The organism is Lonepinella sp. BR2357, assembly GCF_051851525.1.
In the GTDB taxonomy this organism is placed as follows: Bacteria; Pseudomonadota; Gammaproteobacteria; order Enterobacterales; family Pasteurellaceae; genus Lonepinella.
This window is the reverse complement of the sequence record NZ_JBPDVG010000001.1, coordinates 104,095-129,948: the sequence shown is the minus strand read 5'-3', so window position 1 is coordinate 129,948 and position 25,854 is coordinate 104,095. Positions and strand designations below refer to the sequence as shown.

At 41.6% G+C, this 25,854-nt stretch carries 22 protein-coding genes and 1 tRNA gene; 1 reads left to right on the top strand and 22 read right to left on the bottom strand.

The genetic code is table 11. The features are described 5' to 3' along the window. The first annotated feature begins 38 nt into the window (after positions 1 to 38). Complete coding sequence (gene mglC / locus ACTG7L_RS00585) at positions 39 to 998, top strand: galactose/methyl galactoside ABC transporter permease MglC (RefSeq protein ID WP_439287166.1); 960 nt, start codon at positions 39 to 41, stop codon at positions 996 to 998. Between the two features lie 75 nt (positions 999 to 1,073). On the opposite strand, the gene ACTG7L_RS00580 is transcribed toward mglC, so the two are convergent. The 22 genes from ACTG7L_RS00580 to pyrH form a co-directional block, all read right to left on the bottom strand. Next, the gene (locus ACTG7L_RS00580) at positions 1,074 to 2,402 is read right to left on the bottom strand and encodes an MFS transporter (protein ID WP_439243016.1); all 1,329 of its coding nucleotides are present in this window, start codon (positions 2,400 to 2,402) and stop codon (positions 1,074 to 1,076) included. Positions 2,403 to 2,733: 331 nt separating this feature from the next. Next, positions 2,734 to 2,964: a zinc ribbon domain-containing protein gene (locus tag ACTG7L_RS00575; protein WP_439243018.1), complete on the bottom strand. Its 231-nt coding sequence runs from the start codon at positions 2,962 to 2,964 to the stop codon at positions 2,734 to 2,736. Next, a complete protein-coding gene (locus ACTG7L_RS00570; protein WP_439287034.1) occupies positions 2,964 to 4,163 on the bottom strand; it encodes a Bcr/CflA family multidrug efflux MFS transporter in 1,200 nt (399 codons plus the stop codon). The genes ACTG7L_RS00575 and ACTG7L_RS00570 overlap by 1 nt, the downstream gene beginning before the upstream one ends. Continuing rightward, the gene (rsuA, locus tag ACTG7L_RS00565) at positions 4,156 to 4,857 is read right to left on the bottom strand and encodes a 16S rRNA pseudouridine(516) synthase RsuA (protein ID WP_439287033.1); all 702 of its coding nucleotides are present in this window, start codon (positions 4,855 to 4,857) and stop codon (positions 4,156 to 4,158) included. The genes ACTG7L_RS00570 and rsuA overlap by 8 nt, the downstream gene beginning before the upstream one ends. 101 nt (positions 4,858 to 4,958) lie before the next feature. Next, the gene (locus tag ACTG7L_RS00560; protein ID WP_439287031.1) at positions 4,959 to 5,960 is read right to left on the bottom strand and encodes a substrate-binding domain-containing protein; all 1,002 of its coding nucleotides are present in this window, start codon (positions 5,958 to 5,960) and stop codon (positions 4,959 to 4,961) included. Between the two features lie 104 nt (positions 5,961 to 6,064). Then, entirely contained in the window at positions 6,065 to 7,006 is a 942-nt protein-coding gene (gene rbsK / locus ACTG7L_RS00555) for a ribokinase (RefSeq protein WP_439287030.1), read from the bottom strand. A 122-nt stretch (positions 7,007 to 7,128) separates the two neighbouring features. After that, positions 7,129 to 8,001 (bottom strand): ribose ABC transporter substrate-binding protein RbsB, encoded by an 873-nt coding sequence (gene rbsB / locus ACTG7L_RS00550; RefSeq protein WP_439287028.1) that lies wholly within the window; start codon positions 7,999 to 8,001, stop codon positions 7,129 to 7,131. Positions 8,002 to 8,019: 18 nt separating this feature from the next. After that, the gene (gene rbsC / locus ACTG7L_RS00545; RefSeq protein ID WP_439287027.1) at positions 8,020 to 8,988 is read right to left on the bottom strand and encodes a ribose ABC transporter permease; all 969 of its coding nucleotides are present in this window, start codon (positions 8,986 to 8,988) and stop codon (positions 8,020 to 8,022) included. Between the two features lie 11 nt (positions 8,989 to 8,999). Further along, positions 9,000 to 10,493, bottom strand: a complete 1,494-nt coding sequence (rbsA, locus tag ACTG7L_RS00540) for a ribose ABC transporter ATP-binding protein RbsA (protein WP_439287026.1) — start codon at positions 10,491 to 10,493, stop codon at positions 9,000 to 9,002. A 9-nt stretch (positions 10,494 to 10,502) separates the two neighbouring features. After that, positions 10,503 to 10,922, bottom strand: a complete 420-nt coding sequence (gene rbsD / locus ACTG7L_RS00535; protein WP_439287024.1) for a D-ribose pyranase — start codon at positions 10,920 to 10,922, stop codon at positions 10,503 to 10,505. A gap of 231 nt (positions 10,923 to 11,153) precedes the next feature. Further along, entirely contained in the window at positions 11,154 to 13,691 is a 2,538-nt protein-coding gene (locus ACTG7L_RS00530) for an autotransporter outer membrane beta-barrel domain-containing protein (protein WP_439287022.1), read from the bottom strand. 374 nt (positions 13,692 to 14,065) lie between these two features. After that, positions 14,066 to 17,959, bottom strand: coding sequence for a phosphoribosylformylglycinamidine synthase (gene purL, locus ACTG7L_RS00525; protein ID WP_439287020.1), 3,894 nt, complete (start codon positions 17,957 to 17,959; stop codon positions 14,066 to 14,068). Positions 17,960 to 18,110: 151 nt separating this feature from the next. Continuing rightward, positions 18,111 to 18,200, bottom strand: a tRNA-Ser gene (locus ACTG7L_RS00520). Positions 18,201 to 18,385: 185 nt separating this feature from the next. Then, positions 18,386 to 18,655, bottom strand: coding sequence for a 30S ribosomal protein S15 (gene rpsO, locus ACTG7L_RS00515; protein ID WP_439287018.1), 270 nt, complete (start codon positions 18,653 to 18,655; stop codon positions 18,386 to 18,388). Positions 18,656 to 18,763: 108 nt separating this feature from the next. After that, on the bottom strand, positions 18,764 to 19,588 hold the full coding sequence (gene cpdA / locus ACTG7L_RS00510) for a 3',5'-cyclic-AMP phosphodiesterase (RefSeq protein ID WP_439287016.1): 825 nt from the start codon (positions 19,586 to 19,588) through the stop codon (positions 18,764 to 18,766). A 22-nt stretch (positions 19,589 to 19,610) separates the two neighbouring features. Continuing rightward, positions 19,611 to 20,234: an ADP-ribose diphosphatase gene (gene nudF / locus ACTG7L_RS00505; protein WP_439257300.1), complete on the bottom strand. Its 624-nt coding sequence runs from the start codon at positions 20,232 to 20,234 to the stop codon at positions 19,611 to 19,613. 108 nt (positions 20,235 to 20,342) lie between these two features. Beyond that, on the bottom strand, positions 20,343 to 21,044 hold the full coding sequence (locus ACTG7L_RS00500; RefSeq protein WP_439287014.1) for a 4'-phosphopantetheinyl transferase family protein: 702 nt from the start codon (positions 21,042 to 21,044) through the stop codon (positions 20,343 to 20,345). A gap of 72 nt (positions 21,045 to 21,116) precedes the next feature. Continuing rightward, the gene (htpG, locus tag ACTG7L_RS00495; RefSeq protein WP_439287012.1) at positions 21,117 to 22,997 is read right to left on the bottom strand and encodes a molecular chaperone HtpG; all 1,881 of its coding nucleotides are present in this window, start codon (positions 22,995 to 22,997) and stop codon (positions 21,117 to 21,119) included. A gap of 182 nt (positions 22,998 to 23,179) precedes the next feature. After that, complete coding sequence (locus tag ACTG7L_RS00490) at positions 23,180 to 23,740, bottom strand: opacity family porin (protein WP_439287010.1); 561 nt, start codon at positions 23,738 to 23,740, stop codon at positions 23,180 to 23,182. 71 nt (positions 23,741 to 23,811) lie between these two features. Continuing rightward, positions 23,812 to 24,327 carry a SprT family zinc-dependent metalloprotease gene (locus ACTG7L_RS00485; protein ID WP_439287008.1) on the bottom strand — a complete coding sequence of 172 codons (516 nt, stop codon included), beginning with the start codon at positions 24,325 to 24,327 and terminating at the stop codon, positions 23,812 to 23,814. Between the two features lie 173 nt (positions 24,328 to 24,500). Then, the gene (gene frr, locus ACTG7L_RS00480) at positions 24,501 to 25,058 is read right to left on the bottom strand and encodes a ribosome recycling factor (RefSeq protein WP_439257086.1); all 558 of its coding nucleotides are present in this window, start codon (positions 25,056 to 25,058) and stop codon (positions 24,501 to 24,503) included. Positions 25,059 to 25,096: 38 nt separating this feature from the next. Further along, a complete protein-coding gene (gene pyrH / locus ACTG7L_RS00475; RefSeq protein WP_439287007.1) occupies positions 25,097 to 25,813 on the bottom strand; it encodes a UMP kinase in 717 nt (238 codons plus the stop codon). Between the last annotated feature and the right edge of the window lie 41 nt (positions 25,814 to 25,854).

Genomic DNA, 25,854 nt, shown 5'->3' with positions numbered 1-25,854 from the left:
AAGACAATAAAACGTGGGATTTTTTTTAACAAAATGCCATTTACTTTGTATTATTAATTTTGCTTTTAGTAATTATTGCACAGGATCCAACTTTCTTGACGTTGCGAAATTTCAGTAACATTTTAACCCAATCCTCTGTACGGTTAATTATTGCACTGGGTATTGCCGGCTTGTTGGTGGTACAAGGGACTGACTTATCCGCTGGTCGTCAAGTGGGTTTAGCGGCGGTGGTTTCTGCCACCATGCTACAAGGTATGGATAATCTTAATCGGGTTTTCCCTGATTTACCTGAAATGCCCATTATTGCGGTTGTTTTGCTGGTTTGTGCCATCGGTGCATTAATTGGTTTGTTGAACGGTTTCGTGATTGCAGTATTAAATGTAACGCCATTTATTGCCACCATGGGTACCATGATTATCGTTTATGGGATCAACTCGCTCTATTATGATGCGGTAGGTTCTTCACCGATTGCAGGCTTTACGGACAGTTTCTCTGACTTCGCTCAAGGCTTTTTCCGACTTGGTTCGTTTAAACTCTCTTATATTACGATTTATGCCATTGTTGCCACGATTATTATGTGGACACTTTGGAATAAAACCCGTTTTGGTAAAAATATCTTTGCAATTGGTGGCAACCCAGAAGCGGCAAAAGTATCAGGGGTCAATGTGGTGACAAATTTATTAGTGATCTATACCCTTGCAGGTGCATTCTACGCTTTCGGCGGTATGCTTGAAGCAGGTCGTATCGGTTCTGCCACTAACAACCTTGGTTTTATGTATGAAATGGACGCTATTGCGGCGTGCGTAGTCGGTGGTGTATCATTCGCTGGTGGTGTGGGTACCATTATCGGTGTGGTGACGGGGGTATTAATCTTTACCGTCATTAACTACGGTTTAACCTACATCGGAGTCAATCCTTACTGGCAATATATTATCAAAGGTTCGATTATTATTTTAGCGGTGGCCATTGATAGTTTGAAATATGCGAAGAAAAAATAGTGAAAAAAAGACCGCAGTTTAGCAAAATGGGGACGAATTATCGTCCCCATTTTTCTTGATACGTTATACCTTGGATTAATACGCTAACACTTCATCTAACGCCATATCTTTGGTTTCTTTAGAAAGCCATAATGCCACAAGCGTTAATGCGGAGTTGACGGCAAGATAAAGACCTACTCCCAAAATTCCATAATTGGCATTAATCTGTACCGCAAAAGTGGCAGCTACCGTTGCACCGACAATAGAGGCAAAATTATAAGCCAAGGAAGAACCAGAATAACGCACTTCGGTTGGAAATAACTCTGGTAATAATGCCGCCATTGGACCAAAAGTAAAGCCCATTAATGCCATTCCTACCACTAAAAATGCAAAGACGGTCCAAGGTGTGCCATTAGATAAGAACATTGGCATACATAAACCAAATACGATCATAGCAGAAGTGACATAAATCAAAAACTTACGACGACCGATTTTATCCGCATAAATGCCTGAGATACTAGTGAAAATACCAAATACAATAGCACTTAATAACAACAAACCAGTAAACACATTCGGTTCAATTCCTAAGCCCATTGGATAGCCTGCGTCAGATAATTTGGCCGGACTTCTGGAATAAACTTGTGCAAAAGCGGTCATAATGTAGAACAACACATAGGTGGCCGTCATAATCAAAGTACCTAAAATCAACGGTTTTAAGTGATGTCTAAATACCGCACTGACAGGTGCTTTTTGAATTTTTCCTTGTTGCTCAGTTTCACGGAACACTTGGCTTTCATGCAAACTTAACCGCACATACAAGCCGATAACCACCATGACAATAGAAGAAATAAACGGAATACGCCATGCCCATTCCACCAAAGCTTGGTGTCCCCAAAGGTAACTCACCGTAAAGAACGCACTATTGGCTAAAAATAAACCGACCGGAGCACCTAATTGTGGGAATGTGCCGTACCAAGCACGTTTGCCATCCGGTGCATTTTCTGTGGCCACTAAAGCAGCACCGCCCCACTCACCGCCTAAGCCAAGACCTTGGCCAATACGACATAAACAAAGCAATACAGGTGCCCAAATACCAATAGACTCATAATTCGGCAAAAGACCAATCATAACGGTTGAACAGCCCATTAACAATAATGAAGCAACAAGGGTTTTCTTGCGACCAATTTTATCGCCGAAGTGACCAAATAACGCTGAACCAATAGGACGAGCAAAAAAGGCTAATGCTAAGGTTGAAAGGGAAAGTAATTCATTGGATAATGGGTCACCGCTGTGAAAGAATTGTGTATTAAAAACCAATACAGCGGCTGCTGCATAGATATAATAATCAAAAAATTCGATAGCCGTACCAACCATCGAAGCAATAGCCACTTTTCGTGGATCGTTTCTTAATGTTGTCATAATCATGATTCCTCAAAATAATAATGTGTAAAAATCTTAATCGTTTTAACGCCAATATGCAAAACATAGATAAGCTAAATATGCTAAAAATAACCGACAACACCGATAAAATAAGGAATATAACACTTAAAAATAGAACATATGCAATATATAAAACTAAAATAACAACAAAAACACAGAAAAGCGAACTAAAAAAACAATCTTTTATAAAAATAATCACTTTTTTAACACTACGATTACTTTTGATTAAAATATCAGCATAAAAAATAAAAAAACGGTGAAATTTGTTAAAATTCCACCGCACTTTGTCATTTAAACCGATTAAATTAGCTTGTTATCAACCATTCCACCACGCCGCTCCCGCAATCACTAGCACAAACACCACCAACCAAAACAACTGCACTTTCACATTCTGGCGGTTTAATTGTTGATTATGCAAACGGCGTTGCTCGAGTTTTTGGCGATAAATTTCCAAATCTTCCTCTTTAAAAGAAAAACCACAATGGGGACAAATTTCCACACTTTCACTGATTTTTCGCCGACATTCGGGACAACGTTGTAATGCCATTATTGACGACCTTGTAGGGTTTTATAAGTTAAAAAATAATAGGTTAACACGGCCACAATCACACAAGCGGCCATGGAAAATAACATCGGTTTCGCTGTATCTAATTTTAATAATGCCACCAACGAACCGATTGTCGCACCCAAGCCAAAACGTACCGTTCCTGCAATGGAGTTTGCCGTGCCTGCCATATTCGGGAATTTCCCCAAAATAGACGCCATGGCATTGGAAGAAATCAAGGCATTTTGTCCGACAAAAATCGCCACACCAATCGCCATTGGCCAAAATCCGAGATCAAACACCGCTACTAAAATCAACCACATGCCGGCAATAAATTGTACCAATAAACCGCCTTGTAATAATTTCTCTGCACCTAATTTATGCACCAAACGTCCATTTAAAAAGGATCCAATCGTCATCACGCCAACGTTCAGCATAAAGAAATAACCAAAGTTTTCCACCGACACACCGTATAAATCAATATACACAATGGAGCCAAGGGTTAAGAACACAAACATCCCACCAAAACCAAAGCCAGATGAAATCATATAACCCAACACTTCTTTTTGTTTCCAAATAGTCGCAAAATTACGTGCGATAATATTTAACCGTAATGGGACACGATTTTCTTTTTTATGGGTTTCAGGTACCAAGAAAAATACTAGCAACACACTTAAAAATCCTGCCACGGCAATAATATAAAAAATCATGTGCCAGTTAAAATAGGTGACGATATATCCCCCTAAAATCGGTGCAATGAGCGGAGCGACCATCACGATTAACATAATTAATGACATCATTTTTGATAGCTCATTTTTATCAAACAAATCACGCAACAATGCCCCCACTAACACCACAGGAGCCGCACCAAAAAAGCCTTGCACAAAGCGAAGTGCGGTGAAATGTTGAATAGAATCCACCGCCGTTAAAGCAAGAGCGGAAAATGCCCCGACAATAATACCAAGCAAAATACTCGGCTTGCGTCCATAACTATCTCCAATCGGTCCCCAAAATAACTGACCAATGGCCATGCCAAAGGTAAACAGCGTCAAGGTATAAGGCACTTGCTCGGCATCCACCTTTAGATCTTGGGCGATATTCAAAAACGCTGGCAAATACATATCGATTCCCAACGGCGGTAACATGGATAAAATACCGAGCGTTAAAATAAAAAGCACGCCGGCTTTATAAGGTTTACTCATGTATGACTCCTAAAATTTCCTGTTCGGTCAAGGCTCTAAATTCGCCCTCGGCTAAATCGTCATCTAAAATAATATTCCCCACTCGCCAACGGTGCAACCCCACCACTTTATTCCCTAAGGCCGCAAACATGCGTTTGACCTGATGATAACGCCCCTCAGAAATGGTTAAATTCACGTTGTAATCGTCTAAAATTTCTAATTTCGCTGGTTTAGTCGGCTCTTTCTCGCCACGCAATAAAATGCCACTTTCACAGGCTTGTTGATAATTGGCCTCCACAGGATCGGCAAGGGTGACTAAATAAGTTTTCTCACAATGATGTTTCGGCGACGTAATACGGTGCGACCACTGCCCATCATCGGTCAACAACACCAATCCTGTGGTATCCACATCCAACCGCCCTGCACTGTGCAATTTCCCAGCCAACGGATAATCAAAAAATTGATAAATGGTCGGATATTCTCCATCATCATTGGAACACACCACATCTTGTGGCTTGTTAAACATAAAATATTGTTTCCCCTCTACCCATTCAAGACGTTCGCCATTAAACAAAATTTCATCTTGCGAGGACACTTTTCTTGCCCCACTTTTCTCAATTTCTCCATTAATTTGCACCGCACTTTGTTTTAGGGCTTTGGTGGCTTGCGAGCGGGTTAGGCCGGTTTGTTCGGCTAAAAATTTATCTAATCTCATATTGTTTTCCTATTTTCTTGTCAAGCATTGTACTATTCTAAGTAGAAAAAGGCTAAGACTAATGAGAAAAAAGCCAGTAAGAGAAATGAAAAAAGAAAAAATTAACGTTTTATTACCGATTCTCGTAACACTAAACTCGGCTCCAACATCAAAGTGCGGTAATTTTCTGCAGAGTTTTTAATTCGCTGTAACAACGTATCCACCGCCATTTCCGCCAGTCGATTTTTCGGTTGGTGAATAGTCGTCAGTGGTGGGCTGAGATATTGAGAAAGAGAAATATTGTCATAACCGATAATCGACATATCCTGTGGCACGGATAAACCCTGTCGCCATAAGGCTTGATAGGCACCAAGAGCGATGGTATCACTACAACAAAACACTGCCGTTGGGCGTTCTTTTTGGCTAAGTAACTGCTCCATTCCCCAAATCCCACCATTAAAATTAAAATGGCTTTCAATGATCCATTGCTTATTGATTGCCAAATTATGCTCTTTTAACGCCTGTTTAAAGCCTTTTAAACGGTTTTGTGCCAACGGCTTTTTTAGGCTACCGGTGATAATGCCAATTTTTTGATGATGATATTCAATTAAGGTTTTTGTCGCAAGATAGCCGCCAAGTTCTGAATTTTCCACGATTTTATCTGCACACACTTCCGTTGGCCACCAGTCCATAATCACACAAGGCAAGGTTAAATTTAACGGTTTAGCTTGTTGGGTCTGAAAATGGCTTTCAGTACACATTAACAATAAACCATCTACTTGCTTTTGAATCAAGGTTTGGATATTTTTTTCTAAGCGTTGTGGTTCGTCATCAGTATTGCATAAAATCAGGTTGTAATTCAATCGGTTACAATAACGTTCTACGTTTGCTACCACTTCTGCAAAGAATGGGTTATCACTGGTGGTGACGAGCATTCCGATAGTACGAGTTTCTTTGACTTTGAGACTACGAGCAAGGGCTGACGGTTTGTAATTCAGATCGTTTACCACCGCCATTATTTTAGATCGCATCGCTGGACTGACATTGGGGGCATTGTTAATAACCAGCGACACCGTGGAGGTGGAAACCTGTGCGAGCCGTGCAATGTCTTTCATTGTTGCCATAATGTTGAAACCTTAATAATCGTAGGGTGTATTGTAGGGGCGTATTGCATACGCCCAAAAACAGATCGAGCATAAGGGCGTATGCAATACGCTCCTACAATATATCAATGTGCGGTTAAAAAATCCAACGTTTCTGCTCTAGTCGGAATAGACGGCTGTGCCCCTTCTCTGGTAACACTAATCGCCGCTGCAGCGTGAGCAAAACGAATAGCATCTTGTAACGGTTTGCCGTCTAATAATGCGACTAAAAATGCCCCATTAAACGTATCCCCAGCGGCGGTGGTGTCCACGGCGTTGACCTTGAACCCTGCCACGATTTCTTGTTGTCCCTGATGGCTTACATAGCGACTTACAAACACACCTTTTGACCCCAGCGTAATCAACACGGTTTCAATGCCTTTTTGATGAAAAATTTTGGCAGATTTCACCGCACTTTCAAGGTCGGTGACTTTCACCCCAGTCAGAATTTCTGCTTCAGTTTCGTTAGGCGTAATCATTGCAAGATTTGCCAATAATTCATCAGGCAATTTTTGTGCAGGAGCAGGGTTTAACACCACTTTTACGCCGTTATTTTTGGCGATTTGAGCGGCTTTAATGACTGCTGGCAATGGTGTTTCTAATTGCATTAACAAAATATCCGCTTGCTCAATTTGGCTTCGGCTTTGCTCCACAATATTTTCATCTAAACAACCATTCGCACCAGCCGAAATCACAATGCTATTTTCCCCACTGCTTGCTACTTGAATCATCGCAATCCCTGTGCTTTGGTGGGCGATTTGATGAATAAATTGGGTATTAATGCCATCTTGTTCAAAGGCATTTTTCATTGTTCGACCAATGTCGTCATCACCAATACAACCAATAAAATTCACTTGGGTATTTTCATCACTTAACCTTGTCGCTGCCACCGCTTGATTCGCCCCTTTGCCACCGTAGGCGATGTGGTAGTGATGTCCTGTAAGGGTTTCACCAGGTTTGGCAAAATGGGGAACGGAAATGACGTGATCAGCATTGATGCTGCCTAGGATAGTGAGTGTTTTGCTCATAATAAATTCCTATTCTATCTAAAAACCCCCTCTCCCTCTGGGAGAGGGCTGGGGTGAGGGTAGATGAGTGTGATAAACCCCTCACCCTAACCCTCTCCCAGAGGGAGAGGGGATTTTCTTTATTATTTCGTCACCACTTTCAAATCCACTGGAATTTTCGTTTCCACTTTTTCGCCTTTCAACACTTTGTCAGCGGTTTCCACGCCTAGGCTACCGATTAATTCAGGTTGTTGAGCCACTGTGGCAGCTAATTTTCCACTTTCTACGGCTTTCACGCCGTCATCGGTGCCGTCAAAGCCCACCACGAGAACTTTTTTATTCGCCGCACTGATGGCACGCAATGCCCCTAATGCCATTTCGTCATTTTGAGCGAATACGGCTTGCACTGCCCCTTTGGATTGCAATAAGTTTTCCATTACATTCAAACCTTTAGTACGGTCAAAATCCGCAGGTTGGCTGGCGAGTACGTCAAATTGGTGGGCAGCAATGGCTTGTTTAAAGCCTTCGCCCCGTTCACGAGCGGCAGATGTGCCTGCGGTGCCTTCCAGTTGAATAATTTTCACACCGTTGCCGAGTTTTTCGGCAATGAAATCCCCTGCCATTTTTCCACCTGCTACGTTATCGGACGCAATATGGCTCACCACTTCGCCTTTTGCTGCACTGCGGTCAAGGGTGATCACAGGAATTTTGTTGCGGTTCGCAATCGCCACCGCATTGCCTACGGCTTCACTGTCGGTTGGGTTGATGAGCAGCACTTTTGCCCCACGCACCATTAAATCTTCCACATTGGAAAGCTCTTTGGCTGGGTCGTTTTGCGAATCCAACACCACTAATTTGTAGCCTAATTCTTCGGCTTTTTTCTCAGCCCCTTGTTTTAACGACACAAAGAACGGATTATCTAGCGTGGATACGGTTAAAGCAATGGTATCTTGTGCCAAGGCTGTGCCACATACGCCGCTTAATAATAAAGCTGATAAAGCAGTTAATTTTTTCATAGTGAAATCTCCTATTAATTATGATTTTTTAGTACCTAAATAGTTATCCGCTAAAACAGCCACGAGAATAACCAACGCTTTTGCTATCATTTGATAGTAAGATGAAATATCTAATAAATTCAGTGCGTTATTTAGAAATCCAATAATCAACGCCCCGATCAAGGTTCCCATTACACGCCCTTTACCACCCATTAGGCTGGTGCCACCAACCACGACCGCCGCAATGGCATCCAATTCATAAGAAACGCCTGCGGTGGGTTGTGCGGAAGAAAGACGAGCCGTGACAATTAAGCCTGCTAGGGCAGATAAGAAACCGCTTACCGCAAATACAAACACTTTGATTTTATTCACATTAATACCTGATAATTGGGTAGCCGCTTCATTGCCCCCTAAAGCATAAATATAGCGTCCGATTTGGGTGTGTTTTAGCACATACCACGCCACCAAAAACACAATCGCCATTAACCAAATGGGAAATGGAATCCCGAATAAATAGCCTGTGCCGAGATAAGCAAAGCTGTCTGCGGTATCGGAAAATCCTGTGCTAATGGGGCGACCATCGGTGTACACCATAGTTACGCCACGCAATAAGGTCATCGTCACAAGTGTCGCAATAAAAGATTGTACTTTGCCTTTTGCCACAATCACACCACTGATTGAACCGAGCAATGTACCTAATAAAAGCGTGGCTGGCACCACCAATAAGATCGGATATTCCGCTCCCACCAGACTGGCTGCTATCGCCCCTGTTAAAGCCAAAATAGACCCCACTGAAAGATCGATCCCTGCAATTAAAATTACAAAGGTCATTCCCACCGCAATCACCGCATTCACAGACGTTTGGCGTAAAATATTCAAGATGTTATCTACGCTGAAAAAATCAGGATTAATCGCCGATACAATGGCGATTAACACCAATAACGCCACAATAGAACGTTGTTCTAGCAAAAATTTGCCGAATTGAAATGTATTTTTTTCCGTTGTCATTTTCCTTTACCTTAAATTTGTTTACCAATCGCCGCCGCTAATAATTTTTCTTGGGTCGCTTCTGCGCGTGAAAATTCGCCGCTAATTTTGCCTTCTCGCATCACCAAAATCCGATCCGACATCCCCAGCACTTCGGGCATTTCGCTAGACACTAAAATAATGCTCAAGCCTTCTTGTTTGAATTTATTGATCAGCTGATAAATTTCCTTTTTCGCCCCCACGTCCACGCCCCTTGTGGGTTCGTCTAAAATCAGTACATCAGGACGCGTCATTAAGCCTTTAGCAATCGCCACTTTTTGTTGATTACCGCCTGACAACAAACCCACAGGCTGATCTGAACTCGGCGTTTTCACGTTGAACAAATCAATAAAGTCCGTCACCACCATTTGCTCCGCTTTGTGGTTAATTTGTCCCAGTTTAGCGAAATGATCGAGAGCGGTGAGCGACATATTTTCTTTCACTGACATCCCTAAAATTAAGCCATCCCCTTTGCGATCTTCGGAAATATATACAATGCCGTGCTTAAGTCCGTCTTGTGGGCAATTGATAGAAATTTCTTGCTGATTTAACCGCACTTTTCCGCTCGTTTTTGGCAACGCCCCATAAATCACTTTCATTAATTCGGTACGCCCAGCCCCCATTAACCCCGACACGCCCAAAATCTCGCCTTTGTGTAACTGAAAACTGACATTTTCTACGCCACTGCCCGAAAGTCCGTCAACTTCTAACCGCACTTCGCCTACAGGCTGTTCAATATGCGGATATTGTTCTTCCAATTTCCGCCCCACCATCATTTCAATCAGGCGATCTTCGTCCAGTTCAGCGACCGTTTTTTCGCCGATAAATTGCCCATCACGCAACACAGTCACATCATCGCAAATCGCAAAAATTTCTTTAATGCGGTGTGAAATATACACAATCCCCCGATTTTCCGCTTTGAGTTCCCGAATCACCTTAAACAACGCTTCGGTTTCCGTATCCGTCAAGGCATCGGTGGGTTCGTCCATAATAATCACTTTGGATTCAAAGCTCAGTGCTTTGGCAATTTCCACCATTTGCTGCTCGCCAATGGACAACTCGCCGCAACGCTGTTGGCTACTGTGTGGCACGTTCAATCGAGCTAATAATTTATCCGCTTCCGCATACATTTTCGCCCAATCAATCGCTCCCCATTTGGTGGTAAACTCACGCCCAAGAAAAATATTTTCCGCAATGGTCAAATTGCCGACTAAATTTAATTCCTGATGAATAATGCTAATCCCTGCTTCCTGCGACTGTTTTGGATTTTTGAAATGGACTTCACGACCAAGATATTCAATCGTGCCTTTATCCTTGCTATAAATCCCTGTCAGCACTTTCATCAGAGTCGATTTGCCCGCCCCATTTTCACCCATTAATGCCATTGCACGCCCTGCATACACAGACAAACAAGCATTAGACAAGGCTTTCACCCCAGGGAAAGATTTATCAATACCTGTAATCTTTAATAAAGGATCGTTTCTCATACTTTCCCCTTAAAACGGCACACCCGAATACAAAATCACATTAGCATAAGGGGAACATTCCCCCGTACGAACAATGGCTTTATTGCTATGGGTCAGTTCTTTAAAAATCTCGTGAGCCACGTATTGAATGTGAATTTGATTGCCTTGTTGGCTTTCAAGCTGTTGCAAACGACTTAAAAGTGCGGTGTAAATTTCAGGATTTTTTGATTTTATTTCTTCAGCGATCACGGCTCGCTCTACAAACATTTCCGTAACTACGACATTAAATGTCTGCAAAAAACTTGGTACACCAACAGTCAACGCCAAATCAATACGTTCCACTGTTTCAGGAATTGGTAAACCTGCATCGCAAATGGTGATTCCATCTGTATGCCCTAATGTGGCAATGCAATGTGAAAGTTGAGCATTGAGTAAGGCTGTTTTTTTCATTATTATTTTCCCCTAAACTTACTTATCGAAACGTTTCGATTTAAATTTAACAAAACGATACAAGAAAAAATAAAAGAAAAAAAGTATTTCTTGTTGAATTTGTGAACTGGATCACAAAAAAAATCTTATCACGTAACAGAATACATTGATGACAAATTTCTTATACCAATAAGGATAGGCTAGACTAAAAAATCACCATGGTTTTCTCGCCATGGTGATTCTCTCATTCAGTTACCATTGATAACGATAAGTTGCTTGTGCAGACCAAGGTTGTTTGATGTGTTTACCGTAGGCATTATTCGCTTGAATACTAAAGCTATGGTTACCACCAGATAAACTTAAACCAACGGCGGTTTCCACTCTACCACCAAGGCGGGCAATATCAAAACCTTGTTGACCCAATGTCACTTTATTATGGTTAAATTTATCATAAACCCCGTTCACTTCCGCAAATGGTTTTAACGTCAAGCTACTGGTTTGAATACCTTTGGCCAAACGTACACCTGCTTTGCTATGCAATACATTTAAGCGATCTTCATATTTGTTACCTGAAATGGTTGACCAACCTAATTGTACTTGCGGTATCACTGACCATTGATCAGCAAAACTAAATTCACGGCCCACTTCGGTTGAAACGGTATAAGCATTATAACGATAGGTGACCTCTTTGTTGCTCTGTCCTCCCGTTTTAAATTCAGAACGTAAACGGGAATATTTAGCAACACCATCCACATAGAAACCATTTTCATTCAAATAGCTCGCATAAAGTGCAAGCGCTTTTGAATATAATTTAGCTTTACTATATGAACCATCAAAGTCCATTTCAGCCGCCGTAGCACTGACAAATCCGCCGACACGCACATTATCGGTTATCCCTGTATCGCTACCGACTTGTAAATTATAAGTATCTAATGTACCACCTGATGTTTTACTTAGTAAGGATACAGATTGTTCATCAAATTTTTGGCTTTGATTAACGCTACGTGTCCAAACACTCGTTGATGAACCTTTTCTTACATCCCCTAAACGTTGATGAATGCCCGCTAATTCTGCATCCAACATGGTAACTTGTGCAGTGCGCAAAGAAGCTAAATTATTTGCTGTGTCATTCAACTCTGGTGGTTTTACTGTTGAACCATTGTTTGGCTTGGTTTCTGGTTTAACCTCCGGCTTAACTTCTGGTTTGACTTCTGGTTTAACTTCCGGCTTAACTTCTGGTTTAACTTCCGGCTTAACTTCTGGTTTAACTTCCGGCTTAACTTCTGGTTTAACCTCCGGCTTAACTTCTGGTTTAACCTCCGGCTTAACTTCTGGTTTAACCTCCGGCTTAACTTCTGGTTCTATTTCAGGCTCAACTTTTGGCTCTTCTACTTTCGGTTTACCAAAATCAGGATCAACTTCTGGTTGATTATTGATGTCAAGTTTACTTGTCAGCCCCCATTCTTTTTTCCCTTTCTCTGGATTAGTAAGCTCATATAAATAATAGCGATAACCCCCAGCGTTGACATATTGATTTTCCCCGCCTAATTTAACTGTTAAATTATCCGATACATTATTCAACTCTAATAATGTAACAAGATGTGTTGTTGGGTCATCAAATTTATGATCGCCACTTTGGTCGTTGACTAACAGCGTTGCACTATTATCTTGATTGCTTAATTTCCCAGATATCACCACTTTATCACTTTGATTTTGTGAAATATTTGAATTGACATGGAATTGATGCGCCCCTTTATATTCACCTGTAATCGTTAATGTTTCAAATTTATCTTTCTGATCCACAAAATGAATATGAGAGTTCTCACCGATGGAGGATAAATGATGTACAGTTGAATCGGAAGTCACTTTCCAGTGGGCATTATTTAACTCAATATCTACCCAACTATTTGGCTCTTTTAAACCACCAATTAAGGTGGAACGATCTAAACTAATGTCTGTTAAAATATCCTTATTAACATCATTCGGTTCATTAATTCTCACCAACTGATCTTCAATATTTAAGGTACTATCCAACAAATGTAAGGTCATTTGCCCCTCGGCATCCATCCACTGAATACCTTGTTTTGCATGAATATTACTTTGTTCAAATTGCAAATTATGCTTACGTGATACCTGAACGGTTTCTCCTTTCAAACCACCCGTATCAACATGAATAAACAATCCATCCTGCCCTTGGGTGTTCTGAGCTGTCACTTTTTTCGCTACCAAGGCAGAATCATCTTTTATTGCAAATAACGTCGATTTATTACCCGTCGCATTCAATGTTACCTGATCAAATATAGCATAATTTTTAGCCAACACTACCACGGCACTTTGATCTGCCCGGTTGGTAAAAGAGGAATTTTGCACCTCTGAAGCCGGATCATTACCATTAAAGCGATTTTTAAGTTCCAAAGCACCATGTAATCCTTGAGGTTTATTATCTGAAGATCTGGTTGACACATTGACATTTGCATGATTGATCGTCACATTCGAGTTATCAAATAATAAGCTAAAATAACTTGCTGGATTCGTTGCGTTGAGCGTTAACCCATCAATAGTGATATTACTATCGCTCACATTAATCGCACCAACTTGTTTTTCTGAATGAGTAATAGAAATATTACTTACTGTTGCATTAGTGACATTCTTCAAGCTAAGCGAACTCAATGCCCTTTCATCCTTGATATGTGCATTTTTTAAGGTGTAAGTTGGCATGTTCACAATAGGTTGTGGACCAACCTCGGAGATCTCTGCCAGCACAGATTGGGTAATAGCACAATTCGCCATTAAAGCTAGTGTTAATGCCGAATATTTGAAATAAGTGATTTTCATTGTATTCTCCTTAATAAAAAAACCAAATATCATTATAAACTGCCGGAGATATGATATTTACTTAAAAACACTATTTCAAGTAAAAATAACAATATTTTGCATTTAAAATTACCATAATATAAGAATTTAATATTTTGTTGATTTTTATCAAAGAGAGCAACTAAAGCCTATTGACTATACAAATCTAATCAGTATAATAATATATTGAGAATGCTCATAAAAAATATTTCTTGACATTATATTACTGAAACGTTTTAGCTAACTTTATCCCTAAATAAAAAATGAGTAATGATTTTACTTCACTACCCATTTATATTTTTTACATTTTTCTATTTAAAAAACACTCTCGCATTTCTAAACAACCGCATCCAAGCACCGTCTTCGTTCCAGTCTTGTGGATACCAAGAATTGCTCACAGCACGGAATACTCGTTCTGGGTGTGGCATCATAATGGCTACACGTCCGTTGGCGTTGGAAAGAGCGGTAATGCCGTCTACTGAGCCGTTCGGGTTGGCTGGATAGACCTCGGTTGGTTGAATGTTATTATCCACATATTGAGCAATAATCAAGCCTTGATCACGCAAACCTTGTAATTGGTTGTCATGTTTAAATTCGACCCGACCTTCCCCGTGGGATACGGCAATTGGCATATGGGATCTCGCCATACTTGCAAACCAAGGGGAATGATTTTCATTGATTCGCACTAAGGCTGCACGGGCTTCAAAACGTTCAGAGGTGTTACGCACGAAACGAGGCCAGTTTTCGGTACCAGGGATAATTTCAGCAAGATTTGAAATCATTTGGCAACCGTTACAAATCCCTAATGCTAGTGTATCTTCACGTTCAAAGAAGGTTTGGAATTGGTCACGAAGTGCGGTGTTAAATAGGATCGATTTTGCCCAGCCACCGCCTGCACCGAGAACATCACCATAAGAGAAGCCGCCACAAGCGACCAACGCATTGAATTCTTTTAGGTTACGGCGTGCGTTATGCAAATCGCTCATATGTACATCAATGGCTTCAAAACCTGCACGATCGAAAGCAGCCGCCATTTCAACGTGGCTGTTGACGCCTTGTTCACGCAAAATCGCAATGCGTGGTTTTAGTCCTTTCGCAATATAAGGGGCAGCCACATCTTGATTGATGTCGTAGGTTAAATGGGCACTAAAGCCTTTGTCATCGGGGTTTTGTTTTGCCGCAAATTCTTGATCCGCACAGGCTGGATTATCACGCAGCCGTTGCATTTGGTGAGTAAGTTCTGCCCAAATACCACGCAATTCGGAGCGTTTTTCGCTGAGTAACACTTGAGAGCCACGGCGAATTTCAACTTGATCGCTGTTAGTCACTGTGCCTAAATCGTGGGTTAAGTCAATTAAACCTTGTTGGTTCAATACTTCACGTACGGCGTTCAAATCATTTTCACGCACTTGAATCACGGCACCCAATTCTTCGTTAAATAACACGCCAAGATCGTTATCACCAAGTTCGTTAATGTCTACTGACAATCCACAATGTCCTGCAAATGCCATTTCCGCCAATGTGACGATTAAACCACCGTCCGAACGGTCGTGATAAGCCAGCAATTTACCGTCTTGCACCAAGGTTTGCATAGCGTTAAAGAAGCCTTTGAGCCGTTCAACATTCACCACATCCGCAGATTTATCGCCCAATTGTTTGTACACTTGAGCTAACGCCGTTGCCCCTAGGCGGTTTTGTTTTTCGCCTAAATCAATGAGTAACAAACGAGTATCGCCTTGATCAGTGCGTAATTGTGGGGTCACGGTTTTACGGACATCTTCCACTCGAGCAAAGGCAGAAATCACCAACGATAACGGTGCGGTCACCGATTTTTGTTCGCCATTTTCGTTCCACGTGGTTTTCATTGACATCGAGTCTTTGCCCACAGGAATGGTTAAGCCTAACGCTGGACAAAGTTCTTCACCCACGGCTTTCACCGCTTGATATAGCCCTGCATCTTCGCCTTGATGTCCTGCCGCTGACATCCAGTTGGCAGAGAGTTTAATGCGTTTAATATCGCCAATATTAGTAGCGGCGATGTTGGTAATACTTTCCGCTACGGCTAAACGAGCAGAAGCGGCAAAATCTAATAATGCCACAGGAGCACGTTCGCCAATGGTCATCGCTTCGCCGTGATAACTGTCGAGCGATGCGGTAGTCACTGCTACATCGGAAACAGGAATTTGCCACGGTCCCACCATTTGATCACGAGCGACCATCCCTGTTACGGAACGGTCACCAATAGTAATTAAGAACGTTTTTTCTGCCACCACTGGCAAACGCAAGACACGATGTAACGCGTCTTTTAATGCAATATTCGTTTGCGAAACGGGTGAATTTTGTACCGCACTGGAGCGGACATCACGGGTCATTTTCGGGGTTTTGCCCAATAACACATTCATTGGTAAATCAATGGGTTTGTTGCCAAAATGACTGTCATTGAGCGTTAAATGCAATTCTTCGGTCGCTTCGCCGATCACCGCATAAGGGGCACGTTCACGCTGACATAATGCTTCAAATAACGGTAATTTTTCTGGCGACACCGCTAAAACATAGCGTTCTTGCGATTCGTTACACCAAATTTCTAACGGCGACATACCCCGTTCATCACTTAAGATTTTGCGTAATTCAAAATTACCGCCACGACCACCATCGTGAACAAGCTCAGGCATTGCATTAGATAAACCGCCTGCACCCACATCGTGAATAAATAAAATCGGGTTATCGTCACCCAACTGCCAACAACGATCAATCACTTCTTGACAACGGCGTTCCATTTCAGGGTTATCCCGTTGCACAGAGGCAAAATCTAAATCTTCTTTGGATTTCCCTGAAGCCATAGAGGATGCTGCTCCACCGCCCAAGCCGATATTCATCGCCGGTCCACCCAACACGATCAATTTTGATCCAACGGCAATCTCGCCTTTTTGTACGTGTTCGGCACGAATATTACCAATCCCGCCTGCCAACATAATCGGCTTGTGATAACCACGGACTTCTTCACCTGCAAAGCTGTTCACTTTTTCTTCATAGGTACGGAAATAACCCAACAAGGCTGGACGACCAAATTCATTGTTAAATGCCGCACCGCCTAAAGGCCCATCAATCATAATGTCTAACGCCGAAGCAATGCGGTTTGGTTTGGATAACGGCGCTTCCCAAGGTTGCTCAAAACCAGGGATCACTAAGTTAGACACGGAAAAACCGACTAGCCCTGCTTTTGGTTTGGCCCCCCGTCCCGTCGCCCCTTCATCACGAATTTCACCGCCCGAACCCGTTGCCGCCCCTGGGAAGGGTGAAATGGCGGTTGGGTGGTTGTGGGTTTCCACTTTCATCAAAATATGAGCATCTTCATTGTGATAGCGATATTGCCCGTCCTGATCGGGGAAGAAACGCCCCACTTTTGAGCCATTCATCACTGCGGCATTGTCTTTATACGCCGACAACACATAATCAGGGGTTTTCTCAAAGGTATTTTTGATCATCTTAAACAAGGATTTCTCTTGTTTTTCACCGTCAATCACCCAATCCGCATTAAAGATTTTATGGCGGCAATGTTCCGAATTGGCTTGAGCGAACATATAGAGTTCAATATCTACAGGGTTACGCCCAAGTGCGGTGAAATTTTCCACTAAATAATCAATTTCATCGTCCGCCAACGCCAAGCCTAAATTCACATTAGCCTGTTCTAACGCCTTGCGACCGCCACTCAAAATATCCACCGTGGTAAAGGCTTTTGGTTCTTGCTGATCAAATAATTTTGCCGCTTCGGCAGGATCACGCACCACATTTTCCATCATTCGGTCGTGAATATGGGAACACAATGCGACCTGTTCTTTTTCCGTTAAAGTACGTTCAAATGCAAAATAAAATGCTAAACCACGCTCTAATCGTAACACGTTATCTAAACCGCAGTTATGCGCAATATCCGTAGCTTTCGATGACCAAGACGAAATCGTGCCAACCCGAGGAATCACCACAAAACACTCACCCTGCGGTTCGTGTTGTGCCAGTGTTGGACCATAATGCAGAAGTTCTTCTAATTCTGTGGTTTCTTCGGCTGTCAATTCAGCAGACAAATGGGCAAAATGCACATATTCCGCGTAGCAGGATTTGACAGGTAAATGGGCTTTTTGAAAGCGAGCCGCTAGTTGATTTAAACGAAATTCAGATAAGGCTGGTGAGCCACGGAAAATTTGGAACATTGGTTTTTCCTTCGAAAAATAGTGGGATAAATAAAACACGCTTATTATAAAGGAAAAACGCCTATAACGAAAACGTTTGCGTAAGAAATTAAAGAAAAAGGAAGAAAAGTAAAAAGCCGTCATCTTACGATAACGGCTTCTCTGAATAAAGTGGCGGAGGAAGTGAGATTCGAACTCACGGAGGGCGTAAACCCTCGCCGGTTTTCAAGACCGGTGCCTTCAACCGCTCGACCATTCCTCCGCAGTTGTGGGGCGTATAATACGGGCTATTTCATTAGCTGTCAAGAATCAAAATTCAATTTTTGGTTTGTTTGCTGTTTTTTAAAACAATCTCAATTTTCACCGCACTTTTTGTATTGTTTTACCGCAAATTTTGGTTAACAAAAAAGCGTCCAATTGGACGCTCTAACATCAATTTATCAAAAATTAACGACGTAAACCTAAACGTGCGATAGTATCTTGATATTTTGCTAAATCTGTACGTTTTAAGTAGTCTAATAATTTACGACGACGAGAAACCATACCTAATAAGCCACGACGACCGTGGTGGTCTTTTTTGTGTTCTGCAAAGTGATCTTGTAAGTGGTTGATTTGTGCAGTTAATAATGCGATTTGCACTTCAGATGAACCTGTATCTTTGGCATCACGACCAAATTCTGCCACGATAGCAGCTTTTTTTTCTACGCTTAGAGACATTTTTTACTCCTAAAAAAAGTAAGTGAATCATACATCATTCGCCGATCTCTAATTCAGCGATGACAAGGAAGTGCTTATTCTAACCGCAAAATCAAAAAATGCAATCAATTAATAACCTAATTCGTGCATATTCGGTAAAAATTCCGCTTGTTGAATACGGTGAACTTGCGTTTCAATCCCACCATCTGGCAACAGTGTAATTTCTCGCCAACCGGGTTGCAAAGTATCTAAGGTGAACGCATTATTATCTGGCTGAAATTGCACACTGGTGGCCGGCGTACACATTAATTGATAGCCATTCCACACATCATCCACTTGTTGATGAATATGGCCATGCAAAATCGCTCGTACATTTTCGTATTTTGTCAAAATTTGCAATAATTGGTGGGCATTGCGTAAATTATGCTGATCTAACCATGCCGAACGTGTGGATAATAAATGATGATGTAGCACCACCAAAGAATAACGTTCTTGATATTCTTGCAATTTTTCATCAAGCCAATCTAATTGGTACTGACTTAATTCGCCATGAGGTACGCCATACACCTGACTGTCTAATAATAAAATCTGCCATTTTTCCCCTAATAACAAATGCTTATCCGCATGAATATGAGGTTGTTGGCTAAACACTTTTTCCAATACGGGCTGAAAATCATGATTACCGGGGATCCAATACACGGGCTTATTCAGCACCTCTACCGCTTGGCTAAAGGTCAAATACCCCGCCTCACTGGCGTCTTGCACAAGATCGCCCGTGGCTAAGACAAATTGATAATCCGTTTTGGTTTGTTGAATTTCGGTTAATACCTGCTGAAAACTACGATAAGTATTAATACCGAGCAACTCCCCCGTTTTCTCTTTAAACAGATGAGGATCCGTTATTTGAATGAACCGAATTAGCTCATCCTTGTTTTGATTAATACTTTCTACCATGGTGACCATCCTCTTGCTTGAACTATCGCCATTGTTGTTGTAAACGGAGGTAATTGAGTTGTAGCCATTGCAATCCCATGACGGCAATACCGTTATCAATTTTGCCCTGTTGCAACCATTGATAGGCCATCTCACGGCTCACTACATGGACTTTGATGTCCTCATTTTCCTCGGCCAATCCATGTAATCCTTTCGCTTGGCGACTATCCACTTTGCCCGCAAATAAATGAATACGCTCAATCACGCCACCGGGGCTGTCCCAAACGCTCAACGCATGTTGTAAATGGGTGACTGCTACGCCCGCCTCTTCCTCGCTTTCTCGCAACGCCACCGATTCAGGCGTTTCGCCCTCCTCCACCATGCCCGCAATCAGTTCCAATAACCAAGGGGAATTCGGCAACGCTGGATTATAAGCACCGATACGTACTTGCTCCACCAATACCACCGAATCTCGCTCGGGATCATAAGCAATCACCGCAGAGGCTGCGCCTTTGACCAATAACTCTCGGGTGACAATGCCACTGGTACCGCCGGCGAATAATTTATGTCGAAACTGAATTTTCTTTAACTTGAAGAACCCTTTATATAATAAGGTTTCATCTACAATTTCAATATCTTTTTGGCTAAATTGCGTAATGTTAGGCATCATACATCTTCCTAATTCTTAAAAAATAAACTCGCATTAGGATACTAAAAAAAGGAAATAAAGTTTCAAAAATTTTTTAATAATTTGAAGTTGGTCACAAAATTTTTTTTATTTTGATGAATTAACAGCATAATTCAGACAATTTTGTAACAGTTTGGGCTGTAATTTATCTTCGTGCCAATAAAAATATTGCGCATTTTGCACCGCACTTTGTTCGGCAAACACGGCAAGATAGAAAGGGAATTCGGCAGTAAAAGTTAATTGACCTTGTGGACAATAAGCAGAATGTAAGGTTTGTGCCACAGGATCATGTTGCACTTCGTTCAATTTCACAATGCCAACGCCTTGTGATTTCAAAATAGCCTCACGCAAACACCAAATACGATAAAACGCCTTTTCGGGATGGGATTGTTGAGCGAACCATTGTTGTTCTAAAGGTGAGGCAAAATGGCTTAAAAGTGCGGGGTAATCTCGTTGTTTTTGAGGAAATTCGATATCAATTCCCACCGCACTTTTTTCATTTTCTGCCACATTTAATATCACCGCCACCCAATCCCCGGAATGGCTAATATTAAAATCGATATTTTCCACTGGAAATTGTGGGCGACCACTTGCAGTACGGTAAATTTGCCCTAAAAGTGCGGTGTTAATTTGGGCTTTTTTGCAAAGTTTGTTTAACAGAAATTGCGCCAGTTGTCGGCAATGATAACGTTGTTGAATCCGAGGATTGAGTTTGTTTTGCCCACAACCTAACGCCAAATCCATTGGAAATGGTTGATGAATATTGGCATAAGCAATTAACGTTGACATAACTTTCCCTAAAAATCCCTAAATAATCCCCTCTCCCACTGGGAGAGGGCTAGGGTGAGGGTAATGATAGAATTATTTCAACAACCCATTCATGCGCTTAATAAACGCCGTTGGATTTTCCAATGTACCCCGTTCCGCAAACATCGCTTGTTCGAGCAATAATTCCACCCAGTTAGCAAATTCGCTTTCATCTGCCAAATCAGCGACTTTTTTCACTAAAGCGTGATCAGGATTGAGCTCAAAGGTGTATTTCACTTCAGGCACCGGCTGACCGCTCATCGCAAAAAGTTTTGCCATTTGGGTGGTCATTTGATCGTTATCGGTAGAGACCACTGCTGGAGTATCGGTCAAACGGTGGGTTAAACGCACATCTTTAACACGTTCGCCCAATAAGGTTTTGACACGCTCCACAAAAGAACCTAACGCTTTTTCGCTTTCTTTTTGGCTGTCATCTTGTTTGTCTGCCAAATCGCCTAAATCCAAATCGGCTTTAGTGATTGGTTGTAATGGTTTGCCGTCAAATTCGGTTAAATAGCTTAACATCCATTCGTCAATACGGTCAGATAGCAACAACACTTCAATGTCTTTTTTGTTGAACAATTCTAAATGCGGACTGTTTTTCGCCGCGGTGTAGCTGTCTGCCGTGATGTAATAAATGGCTTTTTGTCCGTCTTTCATTCGGCTGATATAGTCTTCAAAAGATACATTTTGCTCAGAACTGTCGGTTTGACTTGACGCAAAACGATAGAGTTTCGCAATCTGTTCTTTGTTGGCGAAATCTTCTGCCACGCCCTCTTTTAACACTAAGCCAAATTCTTTCCAGAACGATAAATATTTCTCAGATTCGTCTTTCGCCAATTTTTCCAACATTTGTAACGAACGTTTAGTCAAGGCTTTACGCAAGGCTGCCGTGGTTTTGTTATCTTGCAAGATCTCACGAGAAACATTTAATGGCAGATCGTTGCTGTCTAACAACCCTTTCATAAAACGCAAGTAATTTGGCATAAAGACTTCTGCGTCATCCATAATGAATACACGCTGTACATAGAGTTTCAAACCGTGTTTTTGTTCACGATTAAATAAATCCCACGGGGCTTTGCTTGGCACATACAACAGGCTAGTATATTCTTGATTTCCCTCGACCTTATTATGTTGCCACAACAATGGATCGGCAAAATCGTGGCTTAAATGTTTGTAAAATTCCTTGTATTCTTCATCAGAAATTTCGCCTTTGGATCTTGTCCACAAGGCTTGGGCTTTATTGATTTTTTCCCATTTTACGCCCGCCTCGATACCCTCATCATCGTATTCTTTGGCTAAAATTTCCACAGGCAAACCGATATGATCAGAATATTTGCCGATAATTTCACGTAAGCGCCAGTCATTTAAAAATTCTTTTTCATCTTCACGCAAGAATAAAGTAATTTCTGTACCCCGTTGTTTTTTCTCAATATCTTCAACGGTATATTCGCCTTCGCCGGCAGAAATCCAAAGCACGCCATTTTCTGCAGAATCCCCTGCTGCACGGCTACGCACTTCTACTTTGTCTGCCACAATAAAAGCCGAATAGAAACCGACCCCGAATTGACCAATTAATTGGCTGTTTTTCGCCTGATCTTGCCCCAATGCGGTTAAAAATTCTTTGGTGCCTGATTTTGCCACCGTGCCGAGATTATCAATAATCTGCTCACGATTCATCCCAATCCCATTATCTCTAATGGTCAAGGTGCCTTTGCTTTCATCAAATTGAATCCGAACATGTAAATCACCGTTGCCCTCATATAATTCTGGGGCAGACAGGGCTTTAAAACGTAATTTATCTGCCGCATCTGACGCATTGGAGATTAACTCACGTAAAAAGATTTCTTTATTTGAATAAAGTGAGTGAATCATCAGATGTAAAAGTTGTTTCATTTCCGATTGAAAGCCACGAGTTTCTTGATTTTTGCTCATTTTATTTTCCTTATATTGAATTAGTTAAATAAAGTATGCTTAGATAGATTAGGTTGAAAATGGAAATTTCAAGTTTTAAGAGAAGAAAAAAAGAAAAAAGCAAACCAAGATGCGGAGCATCAAAAAACCCCGCACTGGTGTACGGGGCTAAGCATATTACGCCACGTTGTGGCTAAATAAAATTAAAAACTATAACGAATACCGACTTTGGCACCGTAGTTGTTCACATTTGTATCTTCATAAGAACCTAAACGGTTATACTCAACCCCACCGTTCACTGCCCAATTTGTATCTAATTTATATTGCGCCCCAACGATTGCACCATAACCTAATTTAGCTTCCGTTGAACTCACCAAAACGCCATTTTTGCCCTGATCATATTTAACTATATTACTGGCTACACGAACGCCTACATAAGGTTTAATATCATTGTTTAGGTTAATGTCATAGAAAGCAGAAACACCCACTCCATAAATTTTAGCTGACGCTGGCACTGAACCATTAGCGCTATTTACATTTCCTGAAAATTTACCATGATGTGTATAATCCGCTGCTAAACGAAAATCACCAAAATCATAACCTAAGCTAAATCTAGGCTCAAACTTACTGTCATTTAAAGAAGAATAAGAGGTAAATTTGGTTTTAGAATACCCCAAATCCCCTTGCACATACCAGTTACTGGCACTGGCAGAGGTCGCAAAAGCGAATGCACCGATCATAATAGCTAATGTTGTTTTTTTCATAATAAAATCCTCTCTAATTAAGCATAACTGCTTGTTTAGTATAACCTTATATACAAGAGAAATCACTAATTCTATGCAAAAATGTGATCTTCATCACAAAATTCTAATTTCCCGCCACAAATTCGACATAAATACACCGCACTTTCCCTCACAATTTTGTTATGCCGACGTTGACTAAGTTGATGAATTTGGCAACCGCATTGATACGCATAGGTTTTACCTTGCACCGATTGCACATCAAATTGATGACAGGTATCGGCGGGCAGTTGAAAGAGATGTTGCATAATCGCTTGCCATTCTTTGCCATGCGGTTTCACTCGTCCAAAAACTTGATAAACCAATAAATGGGCTAATTCGTGCGGCACCACTTGTTGAATAAATGCTTGTGGATTTTCAAGCAATAAAGTGCGGTTTAATTTGATGATGTTTTGTTGCAAATAGGCCACGCCGGCTTTGACACCTCGCACTTCATAGCACACCATTGGCATGGGAAATGGGCGTTGGAAATGAGTTTCGGCTAATTGTAAACAAGCCGAAATACGGCGTTGAATTTGCATTTTGAGTTGGCGAAAATCGGCGGTTTGCATGATGGCTAACCCTCACCCTAGCCCTCTCCCAAAGGGAGAGGGAATAATTTGATGAAGTTATTCATTTAATGTTCCTTATTTCACTCTCCCCTTAGGAAGATAGCAATATTTTTTTCTGCCCTAAACCGTCCTCTCTCCCTTTGGGAGAGGGTTAGGGTGAGGGTAAATAAGCATTAAAAATCCATCAACTCTTTTTCTTTATCCGCCAACACTTCATCGACTTTCTTAATGAAACTGTCGGTTAGTTTTTGGATTTCTTCTTCCGCTTTACGTTGATCGTTTTCGCTGATTTCTTTGTCTTTTAACAAGGCTTTGATTTTATCATTCGCATCACGGCGTACATTACGCACCGCCACTTTACCTTGCTCGCCCTCGCCTTTGACTAATTTAATCAAATCACGGCGACGTTCCTCAGTTAATGGAGGCAATGGCACACGAATGGTGGTCCCCGCAGAAGAGGGATTTAAGCCTAAATCAGAGGTTAAAATCGCTTTTTCTACTGCTTGAATCAATGAACGGTCAAAAACCGTTACCGCTAAGGTACGTGCATCTTCTGCCACCACGTTAGCCAGTTGACGTAATGGTGTAGCAGAACCATAATATTCAACTTGAATCGCATCTAATAAAGACGGTTGCGCACGCCCAGTACGAATTTTTGCAATATGTCCTTTTAACGCCTCAAGGCTCTTTTCCATACGATCTTGTGCGTCTTTTTTAATCTCGTTAATCATTGTTTTTCCTTATGTAATTTAAATCTTAATCTGCAATACTAACCCGAAATGGTCGTGCCTTCGCTTTCGCCCAAAATCACTTGGCGTAACGCTCCAGGTTTACCCATATTAAATACCCGAATTGGAATACCATGGTCACGAGCAAGCGTAAATGCCGCTAAGTCCATCACTTGTAATTCTTTCTCAATGACTTCCGCAAAAGTAAGTTTTTGGAATAAATGAGCGTCAGGGTTTTTAGCAGGATCGCAATCGTAAACACCATCCACTTTGGTGGCTTTTAACACCACATCCGCCTCAATTTCAATGCCACGCAAGCACGCTGCTGAATCCGTCGTAAAGAACGGGCTGCCTGTACCGGCAGAGAAAATCACCACCCGTTTTTCACGTAACATTTTGATCGCTTCGGACCAGTTGTAAGTATCGCAAATACCGTTTAATTGAAACGCTGACATTAATTTTGCATTGACATCCGCACGGTGCAACGCATCACGCATAGCCAAGCCGTTCATCACGGTGGCCAACATGCCCATGTGGTCACCGACAACACGATTCATACCGGCTTTGGCTAATTTCGCCCCACGGAACAGGTTACCACCGCCCAATACCACACCGACTTCTACGCCCATTTCCACGAGTTCTTTAATTTCAATGGCCATTCTATCCAAAATAGACGGATCGATACCAAAGCCTTCCGCACCTTGCAAGGCCTCACCGCTTAATTTTAACAACACACGTTTGTAAATTGGTTTGCTCATTTTTTCTATCCCTTATACTCGACATAAAATGCTTGCTATTA

Coding starts and splice junctions, on each gene's coding strand:
- ACTG7L_RS00580 (WP_439243016.1), bottom strand. CDS start 2,402: ATGATTATGACAACATTAAGAAACGATCCACGAAAAGTGGCTATTGCT.
- ACTG7L_RS00575 (WP_439243018.1), bottom strand. CDS start 2,964: ATGGCATTACAACGTTGTCCCGAATGTCGGCGAAAAATCAGTGAAAGT.
- ACTG7L_RS00570 (WP_439287034.1), bottom strand. CDS start 4,163: ATGAGTAAACCTTATAAAGCCGGCGTGCTTTTTATTTTAACGCTCGGT.
- rsuA (WP_439287033.1), bottom strand. CDS start 4,857: ATGAGATTAGATAAATTTTTAGCCGAACAAACCGGCCTAACCCGCTCG.
- ACTG7L_RS00560 (WP_439287031.1), bottom strand. CDS start 5,960: ATGGCAACAATGAAAGACATTGCACGGCTCGCACAGGTTTCCACCTCC.
- rbsK (WP_439287030.1), bottom strand. CDS start 7,006: ATGAGCAAAACACTCACTATCCTAGGCAGCATCAATGCTGATCACGTC.
- rbsB (WP_439287028.1), bottom strand. CDS start 8,001: ATGAAAAAATTAACTGCTTTATCAGCTTTATTATTAAGCGGCGTATGT.
- rbsC (WP_439287027.1), bottom strand. CDS start 8,988: ATGACAACGGAAAAAAATACATTTCAATTCGGCAAATTTTTGCTAGAA.
- rbsA (WP_439287026.1), bottom strand. CDS start 10,493: ATGAGAAACGATCCTTTATTAAAGATTACAGGTATTGATAAATCTTTC.
- rbsD (WP_439287024.1), bottom strand. CDS start 10,922: ATGAAAAAAACAGCCTTACTCAATGCTCAACTTTCACATTGCATTGCC.
- ACTG7L_RS00530 (WP_439287022.1), bottom strand. CDS start 13,691: ATGGCGAATTGTGCTATTACCCAATCTGTGCTGGCAGAGATCTCCGAG.
- purL (WP_439287020.1), bottom strand. CDS start 17,959: ATGTTCCAAATTTTCCGTGGCTCACCAGCCTTATCTGAATTTCGTTTA.
- rpsO (WP_439287018.1), bottom strand. CDS start 18,655: ATGTCTCTAAGCGTAGAAAAAAAAGCTGCTATCGTGGCAGAATTTGGT.
- cpdA (WP_439287016.1), bottom strand. CDS start 19,588: ATGGTAGAAAGTATTAATCAAAACAAGGATGAGCTAATTCGGTTCATT.
- nudF (WP_439257300.1), bottom strand. CDS start 20,234: ATGCCTAACATTACGCAATTTAGCCAAAAAGATATTGAAATTGTAGAT.
- ACTG7L_RS00500 (WP_439287014.1), bottom strand. CDS start 21,044: ATGTCAACGTTAATTGCTTATGCCAATATTCATCAACCATTTCCAATG.
- htpG (WP_439287012.1), bottom strand. CDS start 22,997: ATGAGCAAAAATCAAGAAACTCGTGGCTTTCAATCGGAAATGAAACAA.
- ACTG7L_RS00490 (WP_439287010.1), bottom strand. CDS start 23,740: ATGAAAAAAACAACATTAGCTATTATGATCGGTGCATTCGCTTTTGCG.
- ACTG7L_RS00485 (WP_439287008.1), bottom strand. CDS start 24,327: ATGCAAACCGCCGATTTTCGCCAACTCAAAATGCAAATTCAACGCCGT.
- frr (WP_439257086.1), bottom strand. CDS start 25,058: ATGATTAACGAGATTAAAAAAGACGCACAAGATCGTATGGAAAAGAGC.
- pyrH (WP_439287007.1), bottom strand. CDS start 25,813: ATGAGCAAACCAATTTACAAACGTGTGTTGTTAAAATTAAGCGGTGAG.